The sequence below is a fragment of the Micromonospora sp. NPDC048868 genome (genome assembly GCF_043198195.1).
Lineage (GTDB): Bacteria > Actinomycetota > Actinomycetes > Mycobacteriales > Micromonosporaceae > Micromonospora > Micromonospora reichwaldensis.
Genome location: NZ_JBICUN010000007.1, coordinates 170,877 through 194,121, shown reverse-complemented (window position 1 = coordinate 194,121; position 23,245 = coordinate 170,877). Strand labels below are relative to the sequence as shown.

The window sequence follows — 23,245 nt, the reverse complement described above, 5'->3', positions numbered from 1 at the left end:
CGGGCCCACCCAGCCCCGGCGATCATGCAGTCGTGGTGCCCGTTCCAGCCGGGTTCGCCGGTTGTGCGGGGCACCACGACTGCATGATCGACCAAGCGGTGGGTGGGTCAGGGGTGGGCGGGGGATTTTTCGTCCAGGTGGGCGCGGAGGCCCTCGCCCTCGATGTCCACGTTGGGCAGGATCTTGTCCAGCCAACGGGGGAGCCACCAGGCCCGCTTGCCGAGCAGCGACATCACGGCCGGCACGATTGTCATCCGGACCACGAACGCGTCGATGGCGACGCCGATGGCGAGCGCGAAGCCCATCGACTTGATGACCGGATCGTCGAGGAAGACGAAGCCGCCGAACACCGAGATCATGATCAGTGCGGCGGCGGTCACCACCCGGGCGCCGTGCCCCATCCCGTTGATGGTCGCCTGCTGCGCGGTGTCACCGTGCACGAAGTCCTCCCGCATCCGGGAGACCAGGAAGACCTCGTAGTCCATCGCCAGGCCGAACAGGATGCCGATCAGCAGGATCGGCAGGAAGCTGACCAGCGGACCGGGCGTGTCCAGGCCGACCAGGTCGGCGAGGTGGCCCTGCTGGAACACCGCCACGGTGATGCCGAAGGTGGCGGCGACGGTGAGCAGGAAGCCCAGCGCGGCCTTGACCGGCACCAGCAGCGAGCGGAAGACCAGCATCAGCAGCAGCACCGACAGGCCCACCACCAGCAGCAGGTACACCGGCAGCGCGTCGGAGAGCTTCTCGGAGACGTCGATGCCGATCGCGGTCGCCCCGGTCAGCAGCACGTCGACGTCGGGGAACCCGCCCACCTCCGCACGGACGTCGTTGACCAGGGTCTCGGTGGCCTCGTCGGTCGGGCCGGTCTTCGGCACCACCCCGAGCAGCGCGGTGCGGCCGTCCGGGCTGAGCTGCGGCGGGGCCACCGCGAGGACGTTCTCGGTGCGCTGGATCAGCGCGGTGACCTGCGGAATGGCGGCCGAGGTCGCCTGCGGGGTGTCACCGGCGACCACCACCGCGAGCCGGCCGGTGAAGCCGGGCCCGAAGCCCTCGGTGATCACGTCGTTCGACTCCCGGGCGGCCGAGCCGACCGGCGCGGTGCCCGCGTCGGGCAGCGCCAGCCGCATGTCGGGCGCGGGCAGGGCGAGCAGCCCCAACCCGATCAGCCCGACCAGGATGACCGGCACCCGGAACCGGGTGACGAGGCGCGCCCAGCGGAACCCGAAGCCCGACCGGTCCTCGGCCGGCGGGGTGCCCGCGTCGGCGGCGTCGCCCGCCCGGTCCCCGGCTGCGGCGTCCCCGACCGTGGAGCGCAGCTTGCGGGGCAGCACCCGGCGGCCGGCGAAGCCGAGCAGGGCCGGCTGGAGAGTGATCGCGACCAGCACCGCGATGGTGACCGTGCCGGCGGCGGCCAGACCCATCACCGTCAGGAACGGGATGTTCACCACGGCCAGCCCGGCCAGCGCGATGACGACGGTGGCGCCGGCGAAGACCACGGCCGAGCCTGCGGTGCCGACCGCGCGGCCCACCGCCTCGTCCGGTGGCAGCCCCTCCATCAGGTTCTGCCGGTAGCGGGAGGTGATGAAGAGCGAGTAGTCGATGCCGACCGCGAGGCCGAGCATCAGGGCGAGGATCGGCGCGGTGCTGCTCAGGTCGACCACGCTGCTGATCGCGAACAGACCCGCCATGCCGACGCCCACGCCGATCAGCGCGTTGAGCATCGTCATCCCGGCCGCCACCAGCGAACCGAAGGTGACCACCAGGACGATCGCGGCGACCGCCACGCCGATGGCCTCGGTCGAGCCGACCTCCGGCACGCTGCTGAGCACCTCGCCGCCGGGCGCGACCTCCCAGCCCTGGGCCTCGGCCCGCTCACCGACCTTCTCGTACGCGTCGCGCTGGGCGTCGGTCACCTCGTCGGCGCCGGTGGCGAACTGGACCTGGACCAGCGCGTACCGGCCGTCGGGGGAGACCGCCCCCACCTGGAACGGATCGACGGCGCCGACGACGCCGGGCAGCGTGGCGGCCTCCTGGGTGAGTTCCTTCACCACGGCCTGCCCCTGCGGGCTGGCGAGCGCGCCGTCGGCCGGCGCCTTGACCGCGATCGTGCCGGTCGCGCCGCTCGCCGCCGGGAACTGCTCGGCGAGCAGGTCCAGGGCGCGCTGCGACTCGGTGCCGGGCATGGTGAAGTTGTCGGCTATCGGGCCGCGCAGGGTCGCGGCGGCGAGGCCGAGACCGACGAGTACGACGAGCCAGATCGCCGCGACGAGTCGCCGCCGGCGCATCGAGCCCCGGCCGAGCCGGTAGAGCAGGGTGGCCATGAGTTCCTTGTCCTCGGTCGTGGATGGTTGGGTGGGAATCAGTCGACGGGCTCCAGTGCCCGCCGGGCGAGTGCCAGCAGGGCGGCGCGCAGTTCCTCGTCGGGTATGTCGGCGAACTCCCCGCAGGTCTCGGAGATGCCGGCGAGCAGCACCAGCGCCACGATCCGGGCGGACGGGCGTTCCGGGTGCCCGGCGAGCGCGTCGACAAGCCGCTCGGAGATCCGCTGGATGTGCGCGAAGGCGGGCTGCTGGAGCAGCTCCGGGAACTCGCCCCGGAGCAGGGCGATCTCGCGACGGAAACGGACCGCGAGGTCGACGAAGCCCTCGGCGGCGACCCGTTGGGCGTCCGCGCCGTGATGCGCGCGGATCCGCTCGTCGAGCGCCTGGAGGACGTCGATCGCCGGGGCCATCAGCTCGGTGAGGATGGCCTCCTTGTTGGCGAAGTGGTAGAGCACCGCCGCCTTGGAGCAGCCCACCTCGCGGGCGATGTCCTGCAACGAGGTGCCCCGGTAGCCGGTCGTCGCGAAGCGTCGGGCCGCCGCCGCAAGGATCTCGTCGTGCGTCTCCGGAACCATCCGCGCCATGCCGGTCCACCTCCCCGACCAGCATGCCTGACCGATCGGTCAGACCCTGACCGATCGGTCAGATGGAGGGCGTGGCGTTCCCCACACGCGGCCGGGGTTTACCCCTGCGGGACGGGCGGGAGGTCCCCGCCGTGCGTCCCGTCGTACCTGGCCCGGGCGTCGGCGATCGCGCTGCGGTGCCGCTCCGCCCAGCGGGTCAGGGCCACCAGCGACTCGTGGAGTTCCAGCGCGATCGGGGTGGCGGTGTACACCACCTTCGGCGGGACGGTCGGGTGGACCTTCCGGTGCAGCAGCCCGTCGCGCTCGAGGTTGCGCAGGGTGAGGGTGAGCATCCGGCGGCTGATCCCCTCCACGCGGCGCTCCAGCTCCGTGAAGCGCACCGGGCCCTGGGAGGCGGCGACGAGGATGCCGATGCTCCACTTGCCGCCCACCCGATCGAGCACCTCGCGGACCGTGCAGGCCGTGGCCTGGCCGGGGGCGAGGGACCCGTCGACCGCCCCGCACGCCTCGGACGCCCGCCCGCCGGTGCCGTCGCTGTTCCCCTGCGGCATGCCCATGCCTCCTCACGCTCCGTCCTCATGGTCACAGAGGGTGTTCCCCGCCGACAAGCCGCGTCGCCCGTGCGCCGTCGGCGAACGAAGCGGCAAGGCCCATCGACACGGGATCGGGGCTGCGCCCCGGCACCGGTCCGCCGAGAATCGCCGGATGACCGACGACCTCACCGCCCGGGCGGCGGCGCTGCGCACGCTGCACCGGCCCGGTGACCCGCTGATCCTGCCCAACGCCTGGGACGCCAGCTCCGCCCGCCAGATCGCCGCCGCCGGCTTCCCGGCCGTGGCCACCAGCAGCAGCGCCGTCGCCGAGGCGCTCGGCCACGCCGACGGCGAGGCCACCCCGCCGGGGGAGATGTTCGCCGCCGTGGCCCGCCTCGCCCGCGCCGTCGCCGTCCCCGTCACCGCCGACCTGGAGCGGGGGTACGGGCTGCGCCCCGCCGAGCTGGTGGAGCGCCTGCTCGACGCCGGTGCGGTCGGGCTCAACCTGGAGGACTCCGACCCGCGTACCGGCCGGTCGGTCGACGCCGGGGCGCAGGCCGACCTGCTCGCCGAGGTCCGGGCGGCGGCCGACGCGGCCGGGGTGCCGGTGGTGCTCAACGCCCGCATCGACGTCTTCCTCGCCGGCGGCGGCGACCCCGCCGCCCTGCTCCCGGAGGCGGTCCGCCGGGCCACCCGCTACCTCGCGGCCGGCGCGGACTGTGTCTACCCGATCCTGCTCGCCGACCCGGCGATCCTGTCCGAGCTGGTGGCGGCCGTGCCCGGAGCGGTGAACGCGCTCGCCCGCCCCGGCGCCCCCACGGTGCCGGAGCTGGCTGCGCTCGACGTGGCCCGGGTCAGCTACGGCGGGGGCCTGTACGCCGCCGCCCGCGGGCACACGCAGCGGATGCTCGACGTCGTCCGGGCCGGTGGCGATCCGTTCGCGGCGGTTCGCCCCGCCGCGTCCGGTTGACCGTCGGCCCCCGGGCCGCGAAGGTGGTTGGATGAGTGGCGCTGACGAGACCCGGGACGGGGTGTCGCTGACCAACCTCGACCAGCCGTTGTTCGACGGCGCCGACGCGACCAAGCGGGACCTGGTCGACTACCTCGACGCGGTGCACGAGCGGATCCTGCCCCAGTTGCGCGGCCGGCCGCTGTCGGTGATCCGGGTCCGGCCGGGGCAGCCGCCGTTCATGCAGAAGAACCTGCCGAAGTACACGCCGGACTGGGTGGCCCGCACGCCGGTCTGGGCCGAGGCGTCGCACCGCGAGATCTCGTACGCGCTCTGCGACGACCGGCGCACCCTGCTCTGGTTCGCCAACCAGCGCGCGGTGGAGTACCACCCCACCCTGGCCACGGTCGACGACCTGCACCGCCCCACCCACCTGGTGCTGGACCTCGATCCGCCGGAGGGGGACTCCTTCGCGCTGGCGGTCGCCGCGGCACGGCTGGTCCGGCAGGCGCTCGCGGATGCGGGGCTCGCCAGCGCGGTCAAGACCAGCGGGGCCAAGGGCGTGCACGTCTTCCTGCCGGTCGCGGAGGGCGCCACGGTGGCGGACATGGCCGCCGCGACCCGGGCGGTGGCGGCCCGCGCCGAACGGCTCGACCCGGCGCTGGCCACCACCGCCTTCATCCGTGAGGACCGGGGCGGCAAGGTGTTCGTCGACTCGACCCGGGCCGGCGGGGCGACAGTGGTGGCCGCCTACAGCCCCCGGCTGCGGCCGGGCGTGCCGGTCTCCTTCCCGGTCGACTGGGCCGACCTGGGCGACGTGACCCCGGCCGACTTCACCATCCGCACCGCCCCGGCGCTGACCGCCGGACGCGACCCCTGGGCCGAGCGGCTGCCCGCGCCGCAGCGGCTCCCGGCGGACCTGGTCGCGGAGGGGCACACCATCCCGGTCGCCCGGGTGCAGGCCATGCACGAGGGCAAGCGCCGGGCCCGCGCCCGCCGCGCCGCCGGCTGACGTACGCGCACCAGCCCCGCCCGCCACCGTCGGCCCTACCGGCGCCCGTTGCCGTCGCTCGTCCCGTCGTCCGTCGCCTCTCGTCCACCCGGGCTACGTCGGGAGGCGACGCCCGGCCGCGCGCACGGGCGACCGGCCTGCGCCGCCGTACGTCCAGAGGCGACCCCGCCTTCACGCCGTCGGGCGGCAGACGGGCCGCGGCGGCCGACCTAGCGTCGACGGCGACCCAGCGGACGGCGCCGGGACGACCCGGCCGACGGCGCCGGGACGGCGTCGACGGATCGGCAGGAGGACCCATGACCCGCGACAGGCTCACCTGGACGGTGCTCGTCGTTCTGGTGTGGACGGCGATGATGTCGTTCGGCGGCGTCGCCGCCGAGACCGTGATGCTCTACCCGAACATCTTCGGGGACCCGCCGGCGTCGCTGGACCGGGCCCGCGAGTTCCTGGTGGCGGGCGGCCCGAGTGACTACTTCCCGCCGCTCGGCGCGACCGTCGTGCTCGCCTGCCTCGCCGCGGCGGTGCTGACCTGGCGCGACCGCCGGCTGCGCTGGTGGATCGCCGGCGCGGCCGTGGTCTTCGTCGCCTGCGAGTTCCTGTTCTCCGTGTTCTTCTTCTGGCCGCGCAACGAGATCATGTTCGTCGACCCGGTCGGCACGCACTCACCGGAGTACCTGCGTCAGGTCGCGGCCGAGTTCGTCGCCGGGCACCGGGTGCGTCTGGTGGGCGGGGCGGTGACCGCCGCGCTGGCGTTCGTCGCGCTGCTGCGCTGGGCGGGGCGGCCCGGCACGGGCCCCACCGGCCAGGCGGCACGGCGCGTCACGGACCCGGCCGACCAGGTGGCGTGACCCCGGTCCTGCAAGGAAACGAACATTTCTCCGGCGATGTTGACGATCTCCTGCGGATCTCGGCGAGATGTGCAGGAGATCGCTGGTTCGGCGGTCGTGGCCCATGCCACACTTCCCGGCATTTCCCGCGCCCGTCGGAAGGACCGCACCCAATGCCATCGCCGACCGCCAACGAACCCGCCCGTCTCCCGATGGACCGCCGCCGGCTGCTCGGCCTGGGCGTCGGCGCGGTCACCGCAGCGGCCACCGGCGCGACGGTCGGCGCCGCGCCCGCGACCGCCGGGCGGCCCGCACCCCGACCCGGTGGGCCCTGGTCGCCGGGGTTCGCGCTGCTGGGCGACACGCAGATCGACGTGGACCTGCCCGAGCGGACCGAGGGCGTGCGCTGGACGTACGAGCAGATCGCCGCCCGGAACCCGGAGGTCGTCTGCCACGTCGGGGACATCGTCGAGCACGGCTCCGTGGCCGAGTACGACACCTACCTCGACACCATCCCGGCGGCGTTGCGGCCCCGGATCCGGCACGTGCCGGGCAACCACGACTGGCGGTGGGACAGCACGGCCGGCGAACGGTACGGGTCGCTGTTCGGGCCGAGCCGGTACTCGTTCGACCACGACGGCCTGCACTTCGTCGCGCTGGACCCGAGCCACCTGCTCCAGGAGCCGGGCGGGTTCGGCGAGTCCGGCATCCGGTGGCTGACCCGCGACCTGGACCGGGTGCCGCGCGGCGTGCCGATCGTCATGCTCTGCCACTTCCCGTTCGGCGGCGACAACTACTACGTCTCCGACCAGGAGCGGCTGCTGCGGCTGCTCGACCGCTACGACGTACGGGCCATGTTCGCCGGGCACGTGCACGCCGAGCAGGTGCAGCGCTTCAACGGGGTGACCCAGTTGGCGGTCGACGACACCCGCGGCTCGGCGATCTACTACTGGGTGCAGCGCACCGACGGCCCCGACGGTGAGGTGCTGAAGGTCACGGCCGTGCAGCGGGCCGCCGACGGCAGCGCCGAGTCCCGGGCGGTGCTGGACATCCCGATCGCCGGCCCGCGTACCGCCGCCGCGCAGCGACCCCAGGCGGTCTCGCTCGACCCGGCGGGCGCCGCGCTGGCGGTGTCCGTGCGGCTCGCCCCGCACGCCCGCACCGCCAACGTGAAGGCCCAGCTCTATCCGCAGCACACCTACGGGCTCAAGGACGACGGCCAGTGGCGCAACCTGGCCCCCGACGGGGCCGGCCGCCGCTACACCGGCGGGCTGGACCTCACCTCGCTCCCGCCCGGCGAGCACCGGATGACCGTACGGGTCACCGACGCCGACGGCGCCTGGCACGAGCAGACCCGCACCTTCGCACTCCCCGACACCGCCCGGCGGCTGCGCTGGAGCGAGCAGCTCGGCGCGCCGGTGCAGGCCGGCCTGGCGGCCCGGGACGGCCTGCTGGTCGCGGCGACCACCGGCGGGCACGTCCTCGGCGCCCGGCCCACCCGCCGGGGGCTGTCCCGGCGCTGGCAGACCCGGATCGGCGCGGTGTACGGCCGGCCGGCGTTCGCCCCCGACGGCGGGACCGTCTACGTCCCCTCCGACGACCACCGCCTCCACGCCCTCGACGCGGCCACCGGCCGGCGCCGGTTCACCCACGACGCCGGTGCCCCGGTGCTCGGCAGCCCGCTGGTCACCACGGTCGACGGTCGTACCGTCGTGGTGATCTCCGCCGGCGAGACCCGGCAGGCCGTCGACGCGCGCACGGGCGACCCGGTGTGGCGGGTGGCCGGGAAGGGCATGTTCGCCGGGCGCGCCGCCAGCGACGGCACCCGCGTCTACGCCGGCGCAGGCGACGGCAACGTCTACGCCCACGACGCCCGCACCGGCGCCGTGCTCTGGTCGTTCTCCACCACCACCCGCACCACCGCCTACAGCCGCCTCATCTACGGCCCCTGGGCGGACAACCTGGAGGTGCTGCCCAACGGGCTGGTCCTGGTGTCCACCGTGGCCAGCGCGTTCGCGCTGGACCCCGCGACCGGGGAACCCCGCTGGTCGATGGCCGGCTCCTACGTCTACGCCCCGAAGCTCGTGCTGGACGGCGGCGACGTGCTGATGTTCGACGACGGCGGTCGCACCGCCTCCCGGGTGGACCCGGTCACCGGCCAGGCCCGCTGGACAGCCGGGCTGGGCGCCCGCCCGGTCAGCACCGGCGCGGCGATCCACGACGGCGTCGCGTGGACCCCGACGACCACGGGACTGCTGGTCGGGCTCGACGTGGCCACCGGGGCCGTCCGCTCCCGGCTGCAACTGACGACCAGCGCCTACTGCTACAGCCCGCCGGTCGTCATCGGCGACCTGCTGCTGGTCGGCGACCAGGACGGTTTCCTGCACGGCCTCGCCGCCGACTGACCCCGTGGCGGTGCGGCACCGCCGCCTGCTCGACGCGGTGCCGCCCGCCCGCACCCGGTCCGTGCCCGGCTTCCGGCCGGGTGTCCGCGCGGACGGCGGCTGTGGGCGCGAGTGCGGCCCGGGTGACACCCCACCCGGGCCGCAGCAGTACGTGACCACGGCGACCTGGGTGCGCCAGCCGGGTGGTGTTCGCGTGCGGGACGGGGCACCGGTCGGGCTCGAACGGCGTGCGTCGAAGACCGCCCGCCTCGCTGCCGGAAACGGCCTTGCCGCCGCCCTGGTGCACGGAGACGCCCGACGACACCTGTCGTCGGGCGTTTGCGTGGTGATCGTCGTCTTCAGGTTGACGGAGGAGAACGGTCAACCTCGGATGAGCGAGGTGTTGACTGGTGTGGTGTGGTGCCCCCGGCAGGATTCGAACCTGCGCCCCCGCCTCCGGAGGGCGGTGCTCTATCCCCTGAGCTACGGGGGCTCAGCGACTGGAGAAGACTAGCAAACGTCCCCCCGGAACGCCGAATCGGTATCCGGCGCGCGCCCTCGTGTCGCCCCGCCCTGCTGGTGTCGTTCGCCGGAGGACCGCTGACGGGTGCCGCCCTGTCCCACCTGCGTCGGACGCCGCTGCTGGAAAGCCCTCCGGCCGGCACGAGTGGAACCTCAGGGGTGTCTCCGGGCACCGGATACACCCCTGACGTTCCACTCGCCGATGCCGCCGGCTGGTGCGGCCCGTTGGGGCCGCTCGTCGGTGTTGCCGGCCGAGGCGGCGGGCTGATGCGACCGGCCGGCTGGGGGCGGTCAAGGAAGGTGCCGGGCGGTGTGGTCCGGGCACCGGGGGCGGGCGCGGGTGGTCAGGCGGCGATGGCGCGGCCGCAGCTCGGCAGCGGGTGCAGCACGATGCGGCGGGGCAGGCGTCGGGGCCACTCGCTGCGGGGCCAGGAGCCGTCGACGATCAGGTGCACGGTCCGCTGCTCCTCGCCGCTGAGCCGCAGCACGAAGTCGCGCGGGAGCGGCGGGTCGACCGACGGAGTGGTGATCATGAAGCGCACCCGGCCCCGGGAGGAGACGGCGGAGATGACGTCCGCCGCGGGCATCGTGCCCCGCAGGCGTACGCGGCCGATCCAGTAGACCTCGGCGAGGTGTTCCTGCGCCGCCCGGGTGATGGCCGGGTACTCGCTGCGCACCCAGCGTTCCACCGCGCCGACGCAGAGGCCGCAGGCCCGTTCCCGGGGCTCCCGGGGGCCCAGCCCCCAGGCCCGCAGGTACGCACCCACCGCCCCGGCGTCCATGGACGGCTCGAAGCGGTGCTGGATGAGGGCGTGCAGGCTCTGCCGCGTCCACAGCTCCTCGTCCAGGCCCAGCTCGTCGGGATGGACGCCCCGCAGGATGTCGATGAGTTCGAGCTCCTGTTCGCGGCTGAGCGTTCCCGGCTCGCCCTGCCGCTGTCCGCGACGGACGGCTGCCACCGCCCCGTCACCGCCGATGGTGTGGCGCCGGCACCAGCTGGTGACCGAACGCCGCGCGTCTCTCAGTGCAACCCCCACGTCCTGCGCAACGAGCCCGAATCGCAACTGGTCACGATATGTGTGGAGAAAACTCTCTTAGTGTCGCAATCGGGTAGATCGTTCATGACGTCGCTTACCGCTCAAAGCGGACAGGGGGCGGGGGATGGTCGGCTCCCTGAGAGGGCCGGGATGGCGAGAGGTCCGCGTCGGCCGGGTGAATGCGGCGGCGACGCGGACCTCTCGACGGGGCGGCGGTGCGGTGGCGGCGGGTCAGCCGTCCACCCGCTTCAGCGCGTTCTGGAGATTGGTGAGGTCGTTGCGCTGGGTGTTCTTCATGGTCTGCGCGGTCCTGACGACGTCGGGCTCGTCGCTGACGTCGAGGATGCCGTCGATCATGTGGATGCCGCCCAGGTGATGCTTGATCATCAGTTGCAGGAAGAGGACGTCCAGCTCCCGGCCCTCGGCCGCGTGCAGCTTCGCCATCTCCTCGGGGGTGGCCATGCCCGGCATGAGGCCGTTCCTGACCAGGCCGGCGCCGTCGGACATCCACGACATCGGCGGCTCGCTGCCCGCCGGGTCGAGCCCCCACGAGCGCAGCCACGTGTGCATGGTGCCGATCTCGCCCTGCTGGGAGGTGGCGATGTCGCCGCCGATGCTGCGGACCTCCGGGTCGCTGCCCTCGTCGAAGGCGATCAGGCCCATCTCCACCGCCTGCGCGTGGTGGGTCAGCATGTCCCGGGCGAAGCCCGCCTCCGCCGAGGCGTCGCCCGGCCGGGTGAGCCGGGGGGTCAGCATGCCACCGGCGTACCCGAGGAGCAGCCCGACCACGACGGCCAGGGCCAGCGCGGCCGTGCCCCAGCGGGCCGGCGACCGCCGCTCCTCCGGAGCCGGGCTGGCCGGCTCGCTGGTCGCGGTCATGGTCGGGATGCTCATCGCTCTCCTCAGCCCTGCGGCATCTGCTGGGCGTCGTCGCGCGGCGTGGTGCCGGTGGCGGTGATGCCCTGGCTGCACAGCGCGGTCGGCCCCTCGATCGAGGCGTTGACCCGCAGCGTCTTGATGAACTCGTCGATGCGGCCGTCGTCGGCGTTGTCGACCTTGAGCTGGTAGCCCCATGCCTGGAGCGAGATCGGCTTGTCCAGCCCTTCGAACGGGCTGAGCATCAGCTTCTCCTTGCCCCGCACCTTGTCGGCGAGCTTCGTCACCTGGTCGGCGGGCAGGTCCGGGCGGTAGGTGATCCAGACCGTGCCGTGCTCCAGGCTGTGCACCGCGTGCTCGTTGGCGATCTGGGCGGGGTAGACGTCGCCCATGCAGTTCTGCCAGGCCGCGTTGTGCGGGCCGGCCACCGGCGGGAGCACCGTGTAGGTGAGGGGTCCCGTCTTGTGGTTGCCGCCGGACACGAGGTCCTTGTCCTTCTCGCGGAAGTTGACGATGCCGTCGATCGCGTCCGCCCGGTCCTCCCAGGGCTTGGCGCCCTGGAACGTCGCCCAGGCGCCGTAGCCGATGATCGCCACGGCCAGCACACCCACGGCGACGAAGAGCGCGATCGGCCCCCACGAGCGGCCCTGGCTCACCTTCACCGGGGCGATGGGCTTGCGGCCCTTGCCCCCGGCGCCGGGGCGGGTGCCCGTCGGCTTGCCGGACCCGGTCTTGGCGCCGGTGGAACCGGTCTTCGCGCCGGTGGAACCGGGCTTGGCGCCGCCGGACCCGGTCTTGGCGCCTGCTGCCGGCCGGCCCGCTGCCGGCTTCTTGCCGGTGCTGACCACGTTCGGGCGCCGCTCGGGGCCGCCACCCGGTGTGCTGATGCTCATCGTGCCTCGTCAGGTCGGTCGGTCAGGGGATCCGGCGGGCCGGTCTCACACACTGGGTCGCCGCCGCGGGTGCCGAGTCTACCCCCGATAACATGGATCAGTGACTCCCGCAGAACTCGCCGAGGTCGTCCTATCCGCAGCCCACGCCGTCTTCACCGAGCGTGGCCTGGACCGCTCCGCCCTGCCGGAGCGGACGGCGGTCGAGCGACCTCGCAGCCCCGAGCACGGCGACTACGCCTCCACGCTGGCCCTCCAGCTCAGCAAGAAGGTGGGCGTCCCGCCGCGCGAGCTGGCCACGGCCCTCGCCGAGCAGCTCGGCCGGGCCCCGGGGGTCAAGTCGGTGGAGATCGCCGGCCCGGGCTTCCTCAACATCCGGCTCGACGCGGCCGCCGCCGGCCAGCTCGCCCGCACGATCGTCGAGGCGGGCGAGGCGTACGGGCGCAGCGACCGGCTCGCCGGGCAGCGGATGAACCTGGAGTTCGTCTCGGCGAACCCGACCGGCCCGGTGCACATCGGCGGCGTCCGCTGGGCGGCCGTCGGCGACGCGCTGAGCCGGCTCCTGCGCGCCACCGGCGCCGAGGTCGGGACGGAATACTACTTCAACGACGCGGGCTCCCAGATCGACCGTTTCGCCCGCTCGCTGCTCGCCGCCGCGAAGGGCGAGCCGGCCCCCGAGGACGGGTACGCCGGGGCGTACATCACCGAGATCGCCGACGCCGTCCGGGGCGCCCGCCCCGACGTGCTGGAGCTGGACGACGCCGCCGCCCAGGAGGTCTTCCGGGTCGAGGGCGTGCAGCTCATGTTCGCCGAGATCAAGTCCTCGCTGCGCGGCTTCGGGGTGGAGTTCGACACCTACTTCAACGAGAAGGACCTGCACGACCGGGGCGAGCTGGACCTGGCGCTGCAGCGACTGCGTGACCAGGGCCACCTCTACGAGTCGGACGGCGCGACCTGGCTGCGCACCACCGACTTCGGCGACGACAAGGACCGGGTGCTGCGCAAGTCCAACGGCGAGTGGACCTACTTCGCCGCCGACTGCGCCTACTACCTCGACAAGCGGGAGCGCGGCTTCGACCGCGTCGTGATCATGCTGGGCGCCGACCACCACGGCTACATCGGCCGGATGAAGGCGATGGCCGCCTGCTTCGGCGACGACCCGGAGCGCAGCCTGGAGATCCTGATCGGCCAGCTGGTCAACCTGGTCCGCGACGGCGCCCCGGTCCGGATGAGCAAGCGGGCCGGCACGGTGGTGACCCTGGAGGACCTGGTCGACGCGATCGGCGTGGACGCCTCCCGCTACGCGCTCGCCCGCTACTCCAGCGACTCCCCGATCGACATCGACGTCGAGCTGTGGACCCGGGCCACCCGCGACAACCCGGTCTACTACGTGCAGTACGTGGCGGCCCGGACGGCCAGCGTGGGCCGCAACGCCGCCGAGGTGGGGCTGACCCGGGGCGACGCCGAGGCGTTCCGCCCCGATCTGCTCGGCCACGAGAAGGAGAACGAGCTGCTCAAGGCGCTCGCCGAGTTCCCCGCCGTGGTCGCTGCGGCGGCCGAGCTGCGCGGCCCGCACCGGGTGGCCCGCTACCTGGAGGAGCTGGCCGGGGCCTACCACCGGTTCTACGACGAGTGCCGGATCCTGCCGCGCGGCGACGAGGAGACCACCGACCTGCACCGGGCCCGGCTCTGGCTCAACGACGCCACCCGCACCGTGATCGCCAACGGCCTGCGCCTGCTGGGCGTCTCGGCCCCGGAAAGGATGTAGGAGCGGTAATGCGTGCTCACGAGGCCGGTGCGCTGCACGGTGACATCGGCAGCCGGGGGCCGTCCTGGCTGCGTACCCCGGTCGACGTCAACGCCCTGGTGCCGGCGCTGTGGCCGCGCAACGTCACGCGCGACGGCGACGGCGTGCTCACCGTGGCCGGCCTCGGCGTCCGCGACGTCGCGGCCGAGTTCGGCACCCCGGTCTACGTCCTCGACGAGGACGACCTGCGGTCCCGGGCCCGGGACTTCCGCACCGCCTTCGACGGCGTCGACGTCTACTACGCCGGCAAGGCGTTCCTCTGCCGGGCCGTGGTCCGGATGATCGCCGAGGAGGGCCTGCACCTCGACGTGTGCACCGGAGGCGAGCTGGCCACCGCGCTGTCGGCCGGGATGCCGCCCGAGCGGATCGGCTTCCACGGCAACAACAAGTCGGTGGCCGAGCTGACCCGGGCGCTGGACGCCGGGGTCGGCCGGATCATCCTCGACTCGTTCGACGAGATCGGCCGCCTCACCGCGCTCGCCCGCGAGCGGGGCGTCAGCCCCCGGGTGCTGATCCGGGTCACGGTCGGCGTCGAGGCGCACACCCACGAGTTCATCGCCACCGCGCACGAGGACCAGAAGTTCGGCTTCTCCCTCGCGGGCGGGGCGGCGGCCGAGGCGGCCTTCCGGGTGCTCGACGAGGGCGTCCTGGAGCTGCGCGGCCTGCACTCGCACATCGGCTCGCAGATCTTCGACGCCAGCGGCTTCGAGGTCTCCGCCCGCCGGGTGCTCGGCCTCCAGGCGCAGATCCGCGACGCGCGGGGGGTGGAGCTGCCCGAGCTGGACCTCGGCGGTGGCTTCGGCATCGCGTACACGACGCAGGACGACCCGGCCGCCCCGCAGGACCTCGCGAAGCGGCTGCGCCGGATCGTCGAGGCCGAGTGCGCCGCCGAGCGGCTGGCGGTCCCGCACCTGTCGATCGAGCCGGGCCGGGCGATCGTCGGGCCGGCCGTGTTCACCCTCTACGAGGTCGGCACGGTCAAGTCCGTGCCGGTAGGCACTGGTGGTGACGGAGCGGATGGGCGTCGTGCCTACGTGAGTGTCGACGGCGGGATGAGCGACAACATCCGCACCGCGCTCTACGACGCGTCCTACTCCGCGACCCTGGCGTCCCGGGCGTCGACCGCCGAGCCGATGCTCGCCCGCGTGGTGGGAAAGCATTGTGAGTCCGGGGACATCGTGGTGAAGGATGAATTCCTGCCCGCCGACGTGCAGCCCGGAGATCTTGTCGCGGTGCCGGGCACCGGCGCCTACTGCCGGAGCATGGCCAGCAACTACAACCACGTGCCCCGCCCCCCGGTGGTCGCGGTGCGCGACGGCCAGGCGCGCCTGATCGTCCGGCGGGAGACCGAAGAGGACCTGCTGGCATTGGACGTGGGATGACATCACCTGTGCGCCTGGCACTGCTCGGCTGCGGCACGGTCGGTAGCGAGGTGGTCCGGCTGCTGCACGAGCAGGCGGCCGACCTCGCCGCCCGGATCGGCGCCCCGCTGGAGATCGCCGGCATCGCCGTACGCCGTCTCGGCCGCGACCGGGGCGACCTGCCCGTCGACCCGGCCCTGTTCACCACCGACGCGCTCGGCCTGATCAAGCGCGACGACGTCGACGTGGTCGTCGAGGTGGTCGGCGGCATCGAGCCGGCGCGGGGCTGGCTGGTGGAGGCGCTGCGGGCCGGCAAGAGCGTGGTCACGGCCAACAAGGCGCTGCTCGCCGAGGACGGCGCCGCCCTGCACGACGCGGCGGCCGAGGGCGGCGGCGACCTCTACTACGAGGCGTCCGTGGCGGGGGCGATCCCGCTGCTGCGCCCGCTGCGCGAGTCGCTGCACGGCGACCGGATCAACCGGGTCACCGGCATCGTCAACGGCACCACCAACTTCATCCTCTCTGCCATGGACGCCACCGGCGCCGGCTTCGCGGAGGCGCTGGAGGAGGCCACCGAGCTGGGCTACGCCGAGGCCGACCCGACCGCCGACGTGGAGGGCTTCGACGCGGCGGCCAAGGCGGCCATCCTCGCCTCGCTGGCCTTCCACACCCGGGTCGGCGCGGCCGACGTGCACCGCGAGGGCATCACCGAGGTCACGGCGGCCGACGTGGCCAGCGCCAAGGCGATGGGCTGCACCATCAAGCTGCTCTGCATCGCCGCCCGGGGCGCCGACGCCGCCGGCCGGGAGACGGTCAGCGTGCGGGTGCACCCGGCGATGATCCCGCTGAGCCACCCGCTGGCCAGCGTCGGCGACGCGTTCAACGCGGTCTTCGTCGAGGCCGAGGCGGCCGGGCCGCTGATGTTCTACGGCCGGGGCGCGGGCGGCGCGCCGACGGCCAGCGCGGTGCTGGGCGACGTGGTGGCCGTCTCCCGCAACCGGCTCGCCGGGGTGCGGTCGGCCAGCGAGAGCGCGTACGCCGACCTGCCGGTGCGGCCCATGGGGGAGGCGCTGACCCGCTACCACATCAGCCTCGACGTGGCCGACCGGCCGGGTGTGCTGGAGGCGGTGGCCGGCGTGTTCGCCCGGCACGACGTGTCGATCGCCACCGTGCGGCAGGGCCCGGCGGGCGGCGGCGCGGCGGGCCGGGGCGAGGACGCCGACCTGGTCATCGTCACCCACGTGGCGCCGGACGCGGCGCTCGCCGCCACCGTGCGGGAGCTGCGCGGGCTGGACATCGTCCGTTCGGTGGCGAGCGTGCTGCGGGTCGAGGGCGGGCTCTGAGCGGTCCGCCTGCGGGGCCCGGTGACGCGCGTGGGACCGCCAGCGGTGCGGGCCGGGCGTGCCGGGGTCCGTCCGCCGCCCCGGCCCGGCGGGGCGAGCGCTTCCGCGTCTCGCCTGATGGTTAACTGCGGGTGCGCCGGCGGGCACACGGCGGGACTGGTCCAGGCTGGAGGCGTGCCCGACTCGGCGGGACGGTAGAGGCGAGGGAGAACGACATGTGGCGGGGTCTGATCGACGCGTACCGGGACCGGCTGCCGGTCACCGACGCCACCCCGGTCGTGACCCTGCACGAGGGGAACACGCCGCTGCTGCCCGCGCCGGTGCTCTCCGCCCGGCTCGGCTGCGACGTACACCTGAAGGTGGAGGGCGCCAACCCGACCGGCTCGTTCAAGGACCGGGGCATGACCCTCGCGGTCTCCAAGGCGGTCGAGGCCGGCAACAAGGCGATCATCTGCGCCTCCACCGGCAACACCAGCGCCTCCGCGGCGGCGTACGCGGCCCGCGCCGGGCTGACCTGCGCGGTGCTCGTGCCGCAGGGCAAGATCGCGCTGGGCAAGCTGGCCCAGGCGCTCGTGCACGGGGCGAAGCTGCTCCAGGTCACCGGCAACTTCGACGACTGCCTGTCGCTGGCCGCCAAGCTCGCGCAGGACTACCCGGTCGCCCTGGTCAACTCGGTAAACATCGACCGGCTGCACGGCCAGAAGACGGCCGCGTTCGAGATCGTCGAGGCGTTGGGCGACGCGCCCGACATCCACTGCCTGCCGGTCGGCAACGCCGGCAACGTCTCCGCCTACTGGATGGGCTACTCGGAGGACCTGCGGGACGGCAACGCCACCCGCACCCCGAAGATGTACGGCTTCCAGGCCGCCGGCGCCGCCCCGATCGTTACCGGGGAGGTGGTCCGCGAGCCGTCCACGATCGCCACCGCCATCCGGATCGGCAACCCGGCGAGCTGGACCAGGGCGCTCGACGCCCGGGACTCCTCGGGCGGGCTGATTGCCGCCGTCACCGACCGGGAGATCCTGGCCGCGTACCGGCTGCTGGCCCGCGAGGTCGGGGTATTCGTCGAGCTGGGCAGCGCGGCCAGCGTGGCGGGTCTGCTCCAGCAGGCCGCCGCCGGTCGGGTCCCGGCCGGCTCGACGGTGGTCTGCACGGTCACCGGCCACGGCCTGAAGGACCCGGAGTGGGCGATCTCCACCGCGCCCGTGCCCACCACCATCGCCAACGACCCGCTGGCCGCCGCCCGCTGCCTCGACCTCGCCTGAGCCGCCAGCAGTTCGACCTCGCCTGAGTCGCCGGCGGATCGGCCTCGCCTGAGCCGCCGACGGATCGGCGCCGGTCGAGTCGACGGGAGGAAAATCGGGGCGGCGCAGGCGAGTCCTGTGCATCGGACTGGGGCAGGGCCGACCGGGGCCGGTCGGGCCGGGTGGGGGAGAATCCGTACCCCGCCAATCGCCTTTTCCAGGAGTGAGTCACGCCGATGTCGCTGTTCGCCAGATTCAGCCTCGCCAACCGAGGGCTGATCGCCCTCATCGCGGTGGTGACCACGCTGTTCGGGGCGTTCGCCGTACCGTCACTGAAGCAGCAACTCCTGCCGTCGCTGGAGTTCCCGGCGGCCTTCATCGTGGCGGTCTACCCCGGCGCCGGGCCCGAGGTCGTCGAGTCGCAGGTCACCGAGCCGATCGAGAACGCCCTCCAGGGCATCCCCGGGCTGGACCAGGTCACGTCGACCTCCCGCGAGGGCTCCACGACCGTCCAGGTCCAGTACGAGTTCGGCACCGACCTGGACGACGTGGTCAACAAGATGCAGACCGCGCTCAACCGGATCGACGCGCAGCTGCCCGAGGGAGTCGACCCGCAGGTCATCGCCGGCAGCACCGACGACCTGCCCGCGGTGGTGCTCGCCGCCTCCGGCGGTGCCGACCAGCGCGTCCTCGTGGAGAAGCTGCGCGCCACGGTGGTGCCCGAGCTGGAGGCGATCGAGGGGGTGCGTACGGTCGACCTGACCGGCGCCCGCGACGACGTCGTGGTGGTCACCCCGGACCCGGCCAAGCTGGCGGCGGCGAAGCTCCAGCCGACCGCCCTCGGCGCGGCGTTGAAGACCAACGGCGTGACGGTGCCGGCCGGCGCGGTGACCGACGGCACCCGCGCGCTCCCGGTGCAGGTCGGCACCCGGCTCGCCACGCTGGACGACCTCCGGGGCGTCGTGGTCGCACCGGCGGCGGGCCGGGCGGCCCCGGTCCGCCTCGGCGACGTGGCCACCGTCGAGCAGCAGCTCGCCCCGGCCACCGCGATCACCCGCACCAACGGCAAGGACAGCCTGGGCATCGCGGTCACCGCCTCCCCGGACGGCAACGCGGTGGAGATCTCCCACGAGATCCGGAACCGCCTCGCCGACCTGCGGGAGGCCTCCGGCGCCGAGCTGACCGTCGTCTTCGACCAGGCGCCCTTCGTCGAGAAGTCGATCGAGAGCCTGACCACCGAGGGCCTGCTGGGCCTGGTCATGGCCGTCATCGTCATCCTGGTCTTCCTGCTGTCGGTCCGCTCCACCGTGGTCACCGCGGTCTCCATCCCGCTCTCGGTGGTGGTCGCCCTGATCGCCCTCTGGATCGGCGACTACTCGCTCAACCTGCTCACCCTCGGCGCGCTCACCATCGCGGTCGGCCGGGTGGTCGACGACTCGATCGTCGTGCTGGAGAACATCAAGAGACACCTGGAGTACGGCGAGCCGAAGCGGCAGGCGATCCTCGCCGCCGTCCGCGAGGTGGCCGGCGCGGTGACGGCGTCCACCCTCACCACGGTCGCCGTGTTCGCGCCGATCGCCCTGGTGGGCGGCTTCGTCGGGCAGCTCTTCGCGCCGTTCGCGATCACCGTGACGGTGGCCCTGCTCGCCTCGCTGCTGGTCTCGCTGACCGTCATCCCGGTGCTCGCGTACTGGTTCCTGAAGCCGCCGAGCGGCACGGCGGACGACGCCGCGGTGCGCCGGGCGGCCGAGGAGAAGGAGCTGCGCAACCCGTTGCAGCGTGCGTACCTGCCGGTGATCGGGTTCGCCACCCGCAAGCGGGCCACCCGGTGGATCACGCTGGGGCTCGGCGTGCTCGTGCTGTTCGGCACCTTCGGCCTGTCCCGCCAGCTGGAGACCAACTTCATCGACGACTCCGGCCAGGACACCCTGAGCATCACCCAGGAACTGCCGGCGGGCACCGGCCTGGTCGGCACCGACGCGGCGGCCAAGCAGATCGAGGCGGTGCTGGAGCGCACCGAGGACGTCGAGACGTACCAGGTCACGGCGGGCGGCGGGGACAACCCGTTCGGCGGCGGCGGCAACAACGTCGCCAACTGGTCGCTGGCCCTCGGTGACGGGACCGACGCCCAGGAGATGCGGGAGAAGCTGCGCCGGGAGTTCGACGCGCTGGGCCCGGCCATCGGTGAGGTCAGCTTCGGCGCCGGTCAGGGCGGGGCGGCGGCCAACCAGATCGAGGTGGTCGTCCAGGGCACCGACCCGGAGGCGCTGACCCGGGCCGCCGAGGAGGTCCGTTCGGCGATGGCCGGGCTGGCGGGCGTCGAGGACGTCTCCACCAGTCTCGCCACGCGGGTGCCGCGCGTCGATGTCACCGTCGACCGGGTCGCCGCCGGCCGGGTCGGGCTCACCGAGGCCGCCGTCGGCCAGGTGGTGGCCCAGGCGTTCCGTGGTTCGCCCCTGGGGCAGGTCACGCTCGACGACGGGCAGCGGGACGTGGTGCTGCGGTTCGCGGGCAAGCCGCCGACCACGGTGGAGGAACTGCGCGCGATGCCGGTCGGGCCGGTGAAGCTCGACGACATCGCCGACGTCACCCAGACCGAGGGCCCGCAGCAGGTAAGCCGGATCGACGGCGAGCGCAGCGTCTCCGTCACCGGTACGGCCACCGGCTCGAACCTCGGCGCCATCACGCAGGAGTTGCAGAAGAAGCTGGACGGCATCGACGTGCCGGGGGCGTCCTTCGCCATCGGCGGCGTCAGCGCCGACCAGGAGGAGGCCTTCGCCGACCTGGGCCTGGCCGTGCTCGCCGCCATCGCGATCGTCTTCCTGATCATGGTGGCGACGTTCCGGAGCCTGGTCCAGGCGCTGATCCTGCTGATCTCCATCCCGTTCGCGGCGACCGGCGCGATCGGCCTGCTGCTGGCCACCGGCACCCCGATGGGTGTGCCGGCGCTGATCGGCGTGCTCATGCTGGTCGGCATCGTGGTGACAAACGCGATCGTGCTGCTGGACCTCGTCAACCAGTACCGGGCCCAGGGCATGGGGGTCCAGGAGGCGGTGGTCGAGGGCGGCCGGCGCCGGCTGCGGCCGATCCTGATGACGGCGATCGCCACCATCTTCGCGCTGCTGCCGATGGCGCTCGGCCTCACCGGGGAGGGCGGCTTCATCTCCAAGCCGCTGGCGATCGTGGTGATCGGCGGGCTGCTCAGCTCGACGCTGCTCACCCTGATCCTGGTGCCGACGCTCTACGCCATGGCGGAGAACACCAAGGAGTCGTTCCGCGCCCGCCGGGCCCGCCGCTCCGGCGGGGTGGCCCCGGCCACCGGCACGGGCGACGGCGACCCGGCCGGCGACGACGGTGGGGCACCCGCCGCCGAGCCGGTCCCGGTGCCCGCCGCGGGCGGCCCGTCCACCGCCGGCACGGATGCCACCGACGCCCCGGCGTCCCGGCCGACGCCGTCGGGCGCGCTGGTGGACGGCACCGACCAGTTCGAGGTGCTGCGGCTGCCGAAGAGCCGCACGTCCCCGCTGCCGCCAACCGAGTAAGGGCAGTGCGCGAACACCCCCGACGGGTCCCGCCCGCCGGGGGTGTTCGCGTTCGGTCAGGTACCCGCCGTACGGCCGGCCCGCCGGTCACCGCCCGGTAGGGTCCCGAACGTGCCGTCCACCGTCTCGGTCCTCACCCGCAACCGCAACTTCCGCAATCTGTTCCTCGCCGAGCTGGTGGTCTTCGGCGCCGACTGGTTCGTCATGGTGCCGCTGCTGGTGCTGCTGCCGGACCTGACCGGCAGCGGCGTGTGGGGCGCGCTGGTGCTCGCCGTCGACACCGGGATCGTGGCGCTGCTGCTGCCGTACACGGGCACGATCGCGGACCGGTTCGACCGGCGCAAGATCATGATCATTTCGAACGTCGCGGCCCTGCTCGGCGTGCTGCTGCTGCTCGGCGTCCGCAGCGCGGGGACCGCCTGGCTGGCGATGGCCGGGATCGGCGTGGTGGCGGTCGCCAAGGCGTTCTACTCCCCGGCGGCCCAGGCGGCCCTGCCCAACGTGCTCGACCCCGACGAGCTGGCCGCCGGCAACGCCGTCGCGGGGTCGGCCTGGGGCACCATGACCGTCGTCGGCGCCTCCCTGGGTGGCGTGCTCAGCGCCGCCGTCGGCCCGTACGCCTGCTTCTGGGTGGCGGCGGTGGGCCTGGTGGTCGCCGCGGGCCTGGCCACGCTGATCCGCCGGCCGTTGCAGGCGCCCCGCGACGCGGAGCTGCCCGTGCAGCGGACCTGGCCGGCGATCCGGGAGGCGCTCGGCTACATCGGGCACCGGCCGAGGGTGCTGGCGCTGGTCACCGTGAAGTCGGCGGTCGGCCTCGGCAACGGCGTGCTGACGGTGTTCCCGCTGCTCGCGGCCGTGTACGGCGTGGGCCCCGTCGGCACCGGGCTGCTCTTCGCGGTCCGCGGGGCGGGGGCGCTCGTCGGGCCGATCCTGATGCGCCGGGTGCTGACCAACCGCGCCTGGCTGCTGCCCGGGCTGGCGCTGTCGATGTCCCTCTACGGCCTGGCCTACCTCGGCACCTCGGTCGCCAACTGGTTCCCGCTGGTGCTGGCCCTGGTCTTCGTCGCCCACTTCGCGGGCGGCAGCAACTGGGTGATGTCGAACTTCGCCCTGCAGGGGGAGGTGCCGGACCGGCTGCGGGGCCGCGTCTTCGCCACCGACATGATGCTGGCGACCCTCGCCGTCTCGGTCAGCCAGCTCGCCGTGGCCGCGGTGGTGGACACCGTGGACGAGCGGGTGGTGCTGGCCAGCTGCGGCCTGGTCACGGTGGTCTACGCGGTCGGCTGGCGGATCGCCACCCGCCGGCTCTCGCTCACGGACCCGGCCGCGCAACCGGCCCCGAGCGCCGCCCGCTGACCCGCCCGGCGGTCAGGCTTGGTCCGTCCCGGCGCCCGTCGGCGCGTCCGGCCGGGATCGACCGCCCCACTGCGCCGGCACGTCGGCCCCGCCCTCCACGGTCCACCCCGGGTCGGTCGGCGGCACCGGCTGGGCGGCGGGCACCGGCGCGGTGGTCGGCACCGGCCCGCCGCCGGCGAGCGGTCGTCCGCCGAACGGGCCGGCTGCCGCGCCGCCCGCCCGCCGCCCGACCAGCACCGCCGCGATCAGCAGACCCGTCCCGATCGGGTACGCCAGGGCCTGCACCCCGCCGTAGGCCAGGTTCATGAGCCGGAAGTTCGAGTAGCCCCAGTCGAAACTGAACGCGCGGGGCAGCAGCAGGGTCCAGGCCACGCTGAGCAGTGCGCTGACCAGCAGCACACCGAGCCCGGACAGCGCCAGCAGCCGGGGCTTGCGGGGCAGCCGCCCCCCGGCCGTCGCGGTCAGTACGAGCCCGACCAGCAGCACCAGCACCGTGGGCGCCTCGAAGACGACCGCCGTCGCCAGGTACCCGAATTCGCGCATTCCCGCCTCCAGCCGCCGTCGGTCGGGTCAGGCTAACGGACCGGCGCTGCCACCACAGTCCGGTGACGAGGTCGTCCGGCCCGGTCCCATCCGTCGGGCGGGGATCCGCCCCGT

17 protein-coding genes and 1 tRNA gene are annotated in these 23,245 nt (G+C 73.8%); 10 read left to right on the top strand and 8 right to left on the bottom strand.

The features are described 5' to 3' along the window. Positions 1-107 precede the first annotated feature (107 nt). The 3 genes from ACGFNF_RS14010 to ACGFNF_RS14000 form a co-directional block, all read right to left on the bottom strand. Entirely contained in the window at positions 108-2,321 is a 2,214-nt protein-coding gene (locus tag ACGFNF_RS14010) for an MMPL family transporter (protein ID WP_393168008.1), read from the bottom strand. 38 nt (positions 2,322-2,359) lie between these two features. Next, complete coding sequence (locus tag ACGFNF_RS14005; RefSeq protein ID WP_357577236.1) at positions 2,360-2,905, bottom strand: TetR/AcrR family transcriptional regulator; 546 nt, start codon at positions 2,903-2,905, stop codon at positions 2,360-2,362. Positions 2,906-3,003: 98 nt separating this feature from the next. Next, positions 3,004-3,456, bottom strand: coding sequence for a winged helix-turn-helix transcriptional regulator (locus ACGFNF_RS14000; protein WP_393168006.1), 453 nt, complete (start codon positions 3,454-3,456; stop codon positions 3,004-3,006). Positions 3,457-3,610: 154 nt separating this feature from the next. Between ACGFNF_RS14000 and ACGFNF_RS13995 the strand changes: the two genes are divergently transcribed. The 4 genes from ACGFNF_RS13995 to ACGFNF_RS13980 all read left to right on the top strand — a co-directional run bounded on the left by ACGFNF_RS13995 (position 3,611) and on the right by ACGFNF_RS13980 (position 8,631). After that, complete coding sequence (locus ACGFNF_RS13995; RefSeq protein ID WP_393168004.1) at positions 3,611-4,408, top strand: isocitrate lyase/phosphoenolpyruvate mutase family protein; 798 nt, start codon at positions 3,611-3,613, stop codon at positions 4,406-4,408. Positions 4,409-4,439: 31 nt separating this feature from the next. Beyond that, the gene (gene ligD, locus ACGFNF_RS13990; protein ID WP_393168002.1) at positions 4,440-5,399 is read left to right on the top strand and encodes a non-homologous end-joining DNA ligase; all 960 of its coding nucleotides are present in this window, start codon (positions 4,440-4,442) and stop codon (positions 5,397-5,399) included. A gap of 296 nt (positions 5,400-5,695) precedes the next feature. Further along, positions 5,696-6,247, top strand: coding sequence for an anthrone oxygenase family protein (locus ACGFNF_RS13985; protein ID WP_393168000.1), 552 nt, complete (start codon positions 5,696-5,698; stop codon positions 6,245-6,247). Positions 6,248-6,399: 152 nt separating this feature from the next. Beyond that, the gene (locus ACGFNF_RS13980; protein ID WP_393167998.1) at positions 6,400-8,631 is read left to right on the top strand and encodes a PQQ-binding-like beta-propeller repeat protein; all 2,232 of its coding nucleotides are present in this window, start codon (positions 6,400-6,402) and stop codon (positions 8,629-8,631) included. Between the two features lie 397 nt (positions 8,632-9,028). Here the strand turns inward: ACGFNF_RS13980 and ACGFNF_RS13975 are convergent. The 4 genes from ACGFNF_RS13975 to ACGFNF_RS13960 form a co-directional block, all read right to left on the bottom strand. Next, positions 9,029-9,103 (bottom strand) — tRNA-Arg (locus tag ACGFNF_RS13975). 373 nt (positions 9,104-9,476) lie between these two features. After that, positions 9,477-10,169: a winged helix-turn-helix domain-containing protein gene (locus ACGFNF_RS13970; RefSeq protein ID WP_393168178.1), complete on the bottom strand. Its 693-nt coding sequence runs from the start codon at positions 10,167-10,169 to the stop codon at positions 9,477-9,479. A gap of 231 nt (positions 10,170-10,400) precedes the next feature. Beyond that, a complete protein-coding gene (locus ACGFNF_RS13965) occupies positions 10,401-11,063 on the bottom strand; it encodes a DUF305 domain-containing protein (RefSeq protein ID WP_393167996.1) in 663 nt (220 codons plus the stop codon). An 8-nt stretch (positions 11,064-11,071) separates the two neighbouring features. Further along, on the bottom strand, positions 11,072-11,938 hold the full coding sequence (locus ACGFNF_RS13960; RefSeq protein ID WP_357577229.1) for a DUF3105 domain-containing protein: 867 nt from the start codon (positions 11,936-11,938) through the stop codon (positions 11,072-11,074). 100 nt (positions 11,939-12,038) lie between these two features. Here ACGFNF_RS13960 and argS point away from each other — a divergent pair, with 100 nt between their 5' ends. The 6 genes from argS (at position 12,039) to ACGFNF_RS13930 (ending at position 22,588) form a co-directional block, all read left to right on the top strand. Continuing rightward, positions 12,039-13,703 carry an arginine--tRNA ligase gene (gene argS / locus ACGFNF_RS13955; RefSeq protein ID WP_393167994.1) on the top strand — a complete coding sequence of 555 codons (1,665 nt, stop codon included), beginning with the start codon at positions 12,039-12,041 and terminating at the stop codon, positions 13,701-13,703. An 8-nt stretch (positions 13,704-13,711) separates the two neighbouring features. Next, complete coding sequence (gene lysA, locus ACGFNF_RS13950) at positions 13,712-15,124, top strand: diaminopimelate decarboxylase (protein WP_393167992.1); 1,413 nt, start codon at positions 13,712-13,714, stop codon at positions 15,122-15,124. 8 nt (positions 15,125-15,132) lie between these two features. Then, on the top strand, positions 15,133-16,446 hold the full coding sequence (locus ACGFNF_RS13945) for a homoserine dehydrogenase (protein WP_393168176.1): 1,314 nt from the start codon (positions 15,133-15,135) through the stop codon (positions 16,444-16,446). A gap of 215 nt (positions 16,447-16,661) precedes the next feature. Continuing rightward, positions 16,662-17,711, top strand: a complete 1,050-nt coding sequence (gene thrC, locus ACGFNF_RS13940; protein WP_393167990.1) for a threonine synthase — start codon at positions 16,662-16,664, stop codon at positions 17,709-17,711. 215 nt (positions 17,712-17,926) lie between these two features. After that, positions 17,927-21,232 (top strand): efflux RND transporter permease subunit, encoded by a 3,306-nt coding sequence (locus tag ACGFNF_RS13935; protein WP_393167988.1) that lies wholly within the window; start codon positions 17,927-17,929, stop codon positions 21,230-21,232. Positions 21,233-21,343: 111 nt separating this feature from the next. After that, the gene (locus ACGFNF_RS13930) at positions 21,344-22,588 is read left to right on the top strand and encodes an MFS transporter (protein WP_132231182.1); all 1,245 of its coding nucleotides are present in this window, start codon (positions 21,344-21,346) and stop codon (positions 22,586-22,588) included. A 12-nt stretch (positions 22,589-22,600) separates the two neighbouring features. On the opposite strand, the gene ACGFNF_RS13925 is transcribed toward ACGFNF_RS13930, so the two are convergent. Further along, positions 22,601-23,131, bottom strand: coding sequence for a hypothetical protein (locus ACGFNF_RS13925; RefSeq protein WP_357577223.1), 531 nt, complete (start codon positions 23,129-23,131; stop codon positions 22,601-22,603). Positions 23,132-23,245 lie beyond the last annotated feature (114 nt).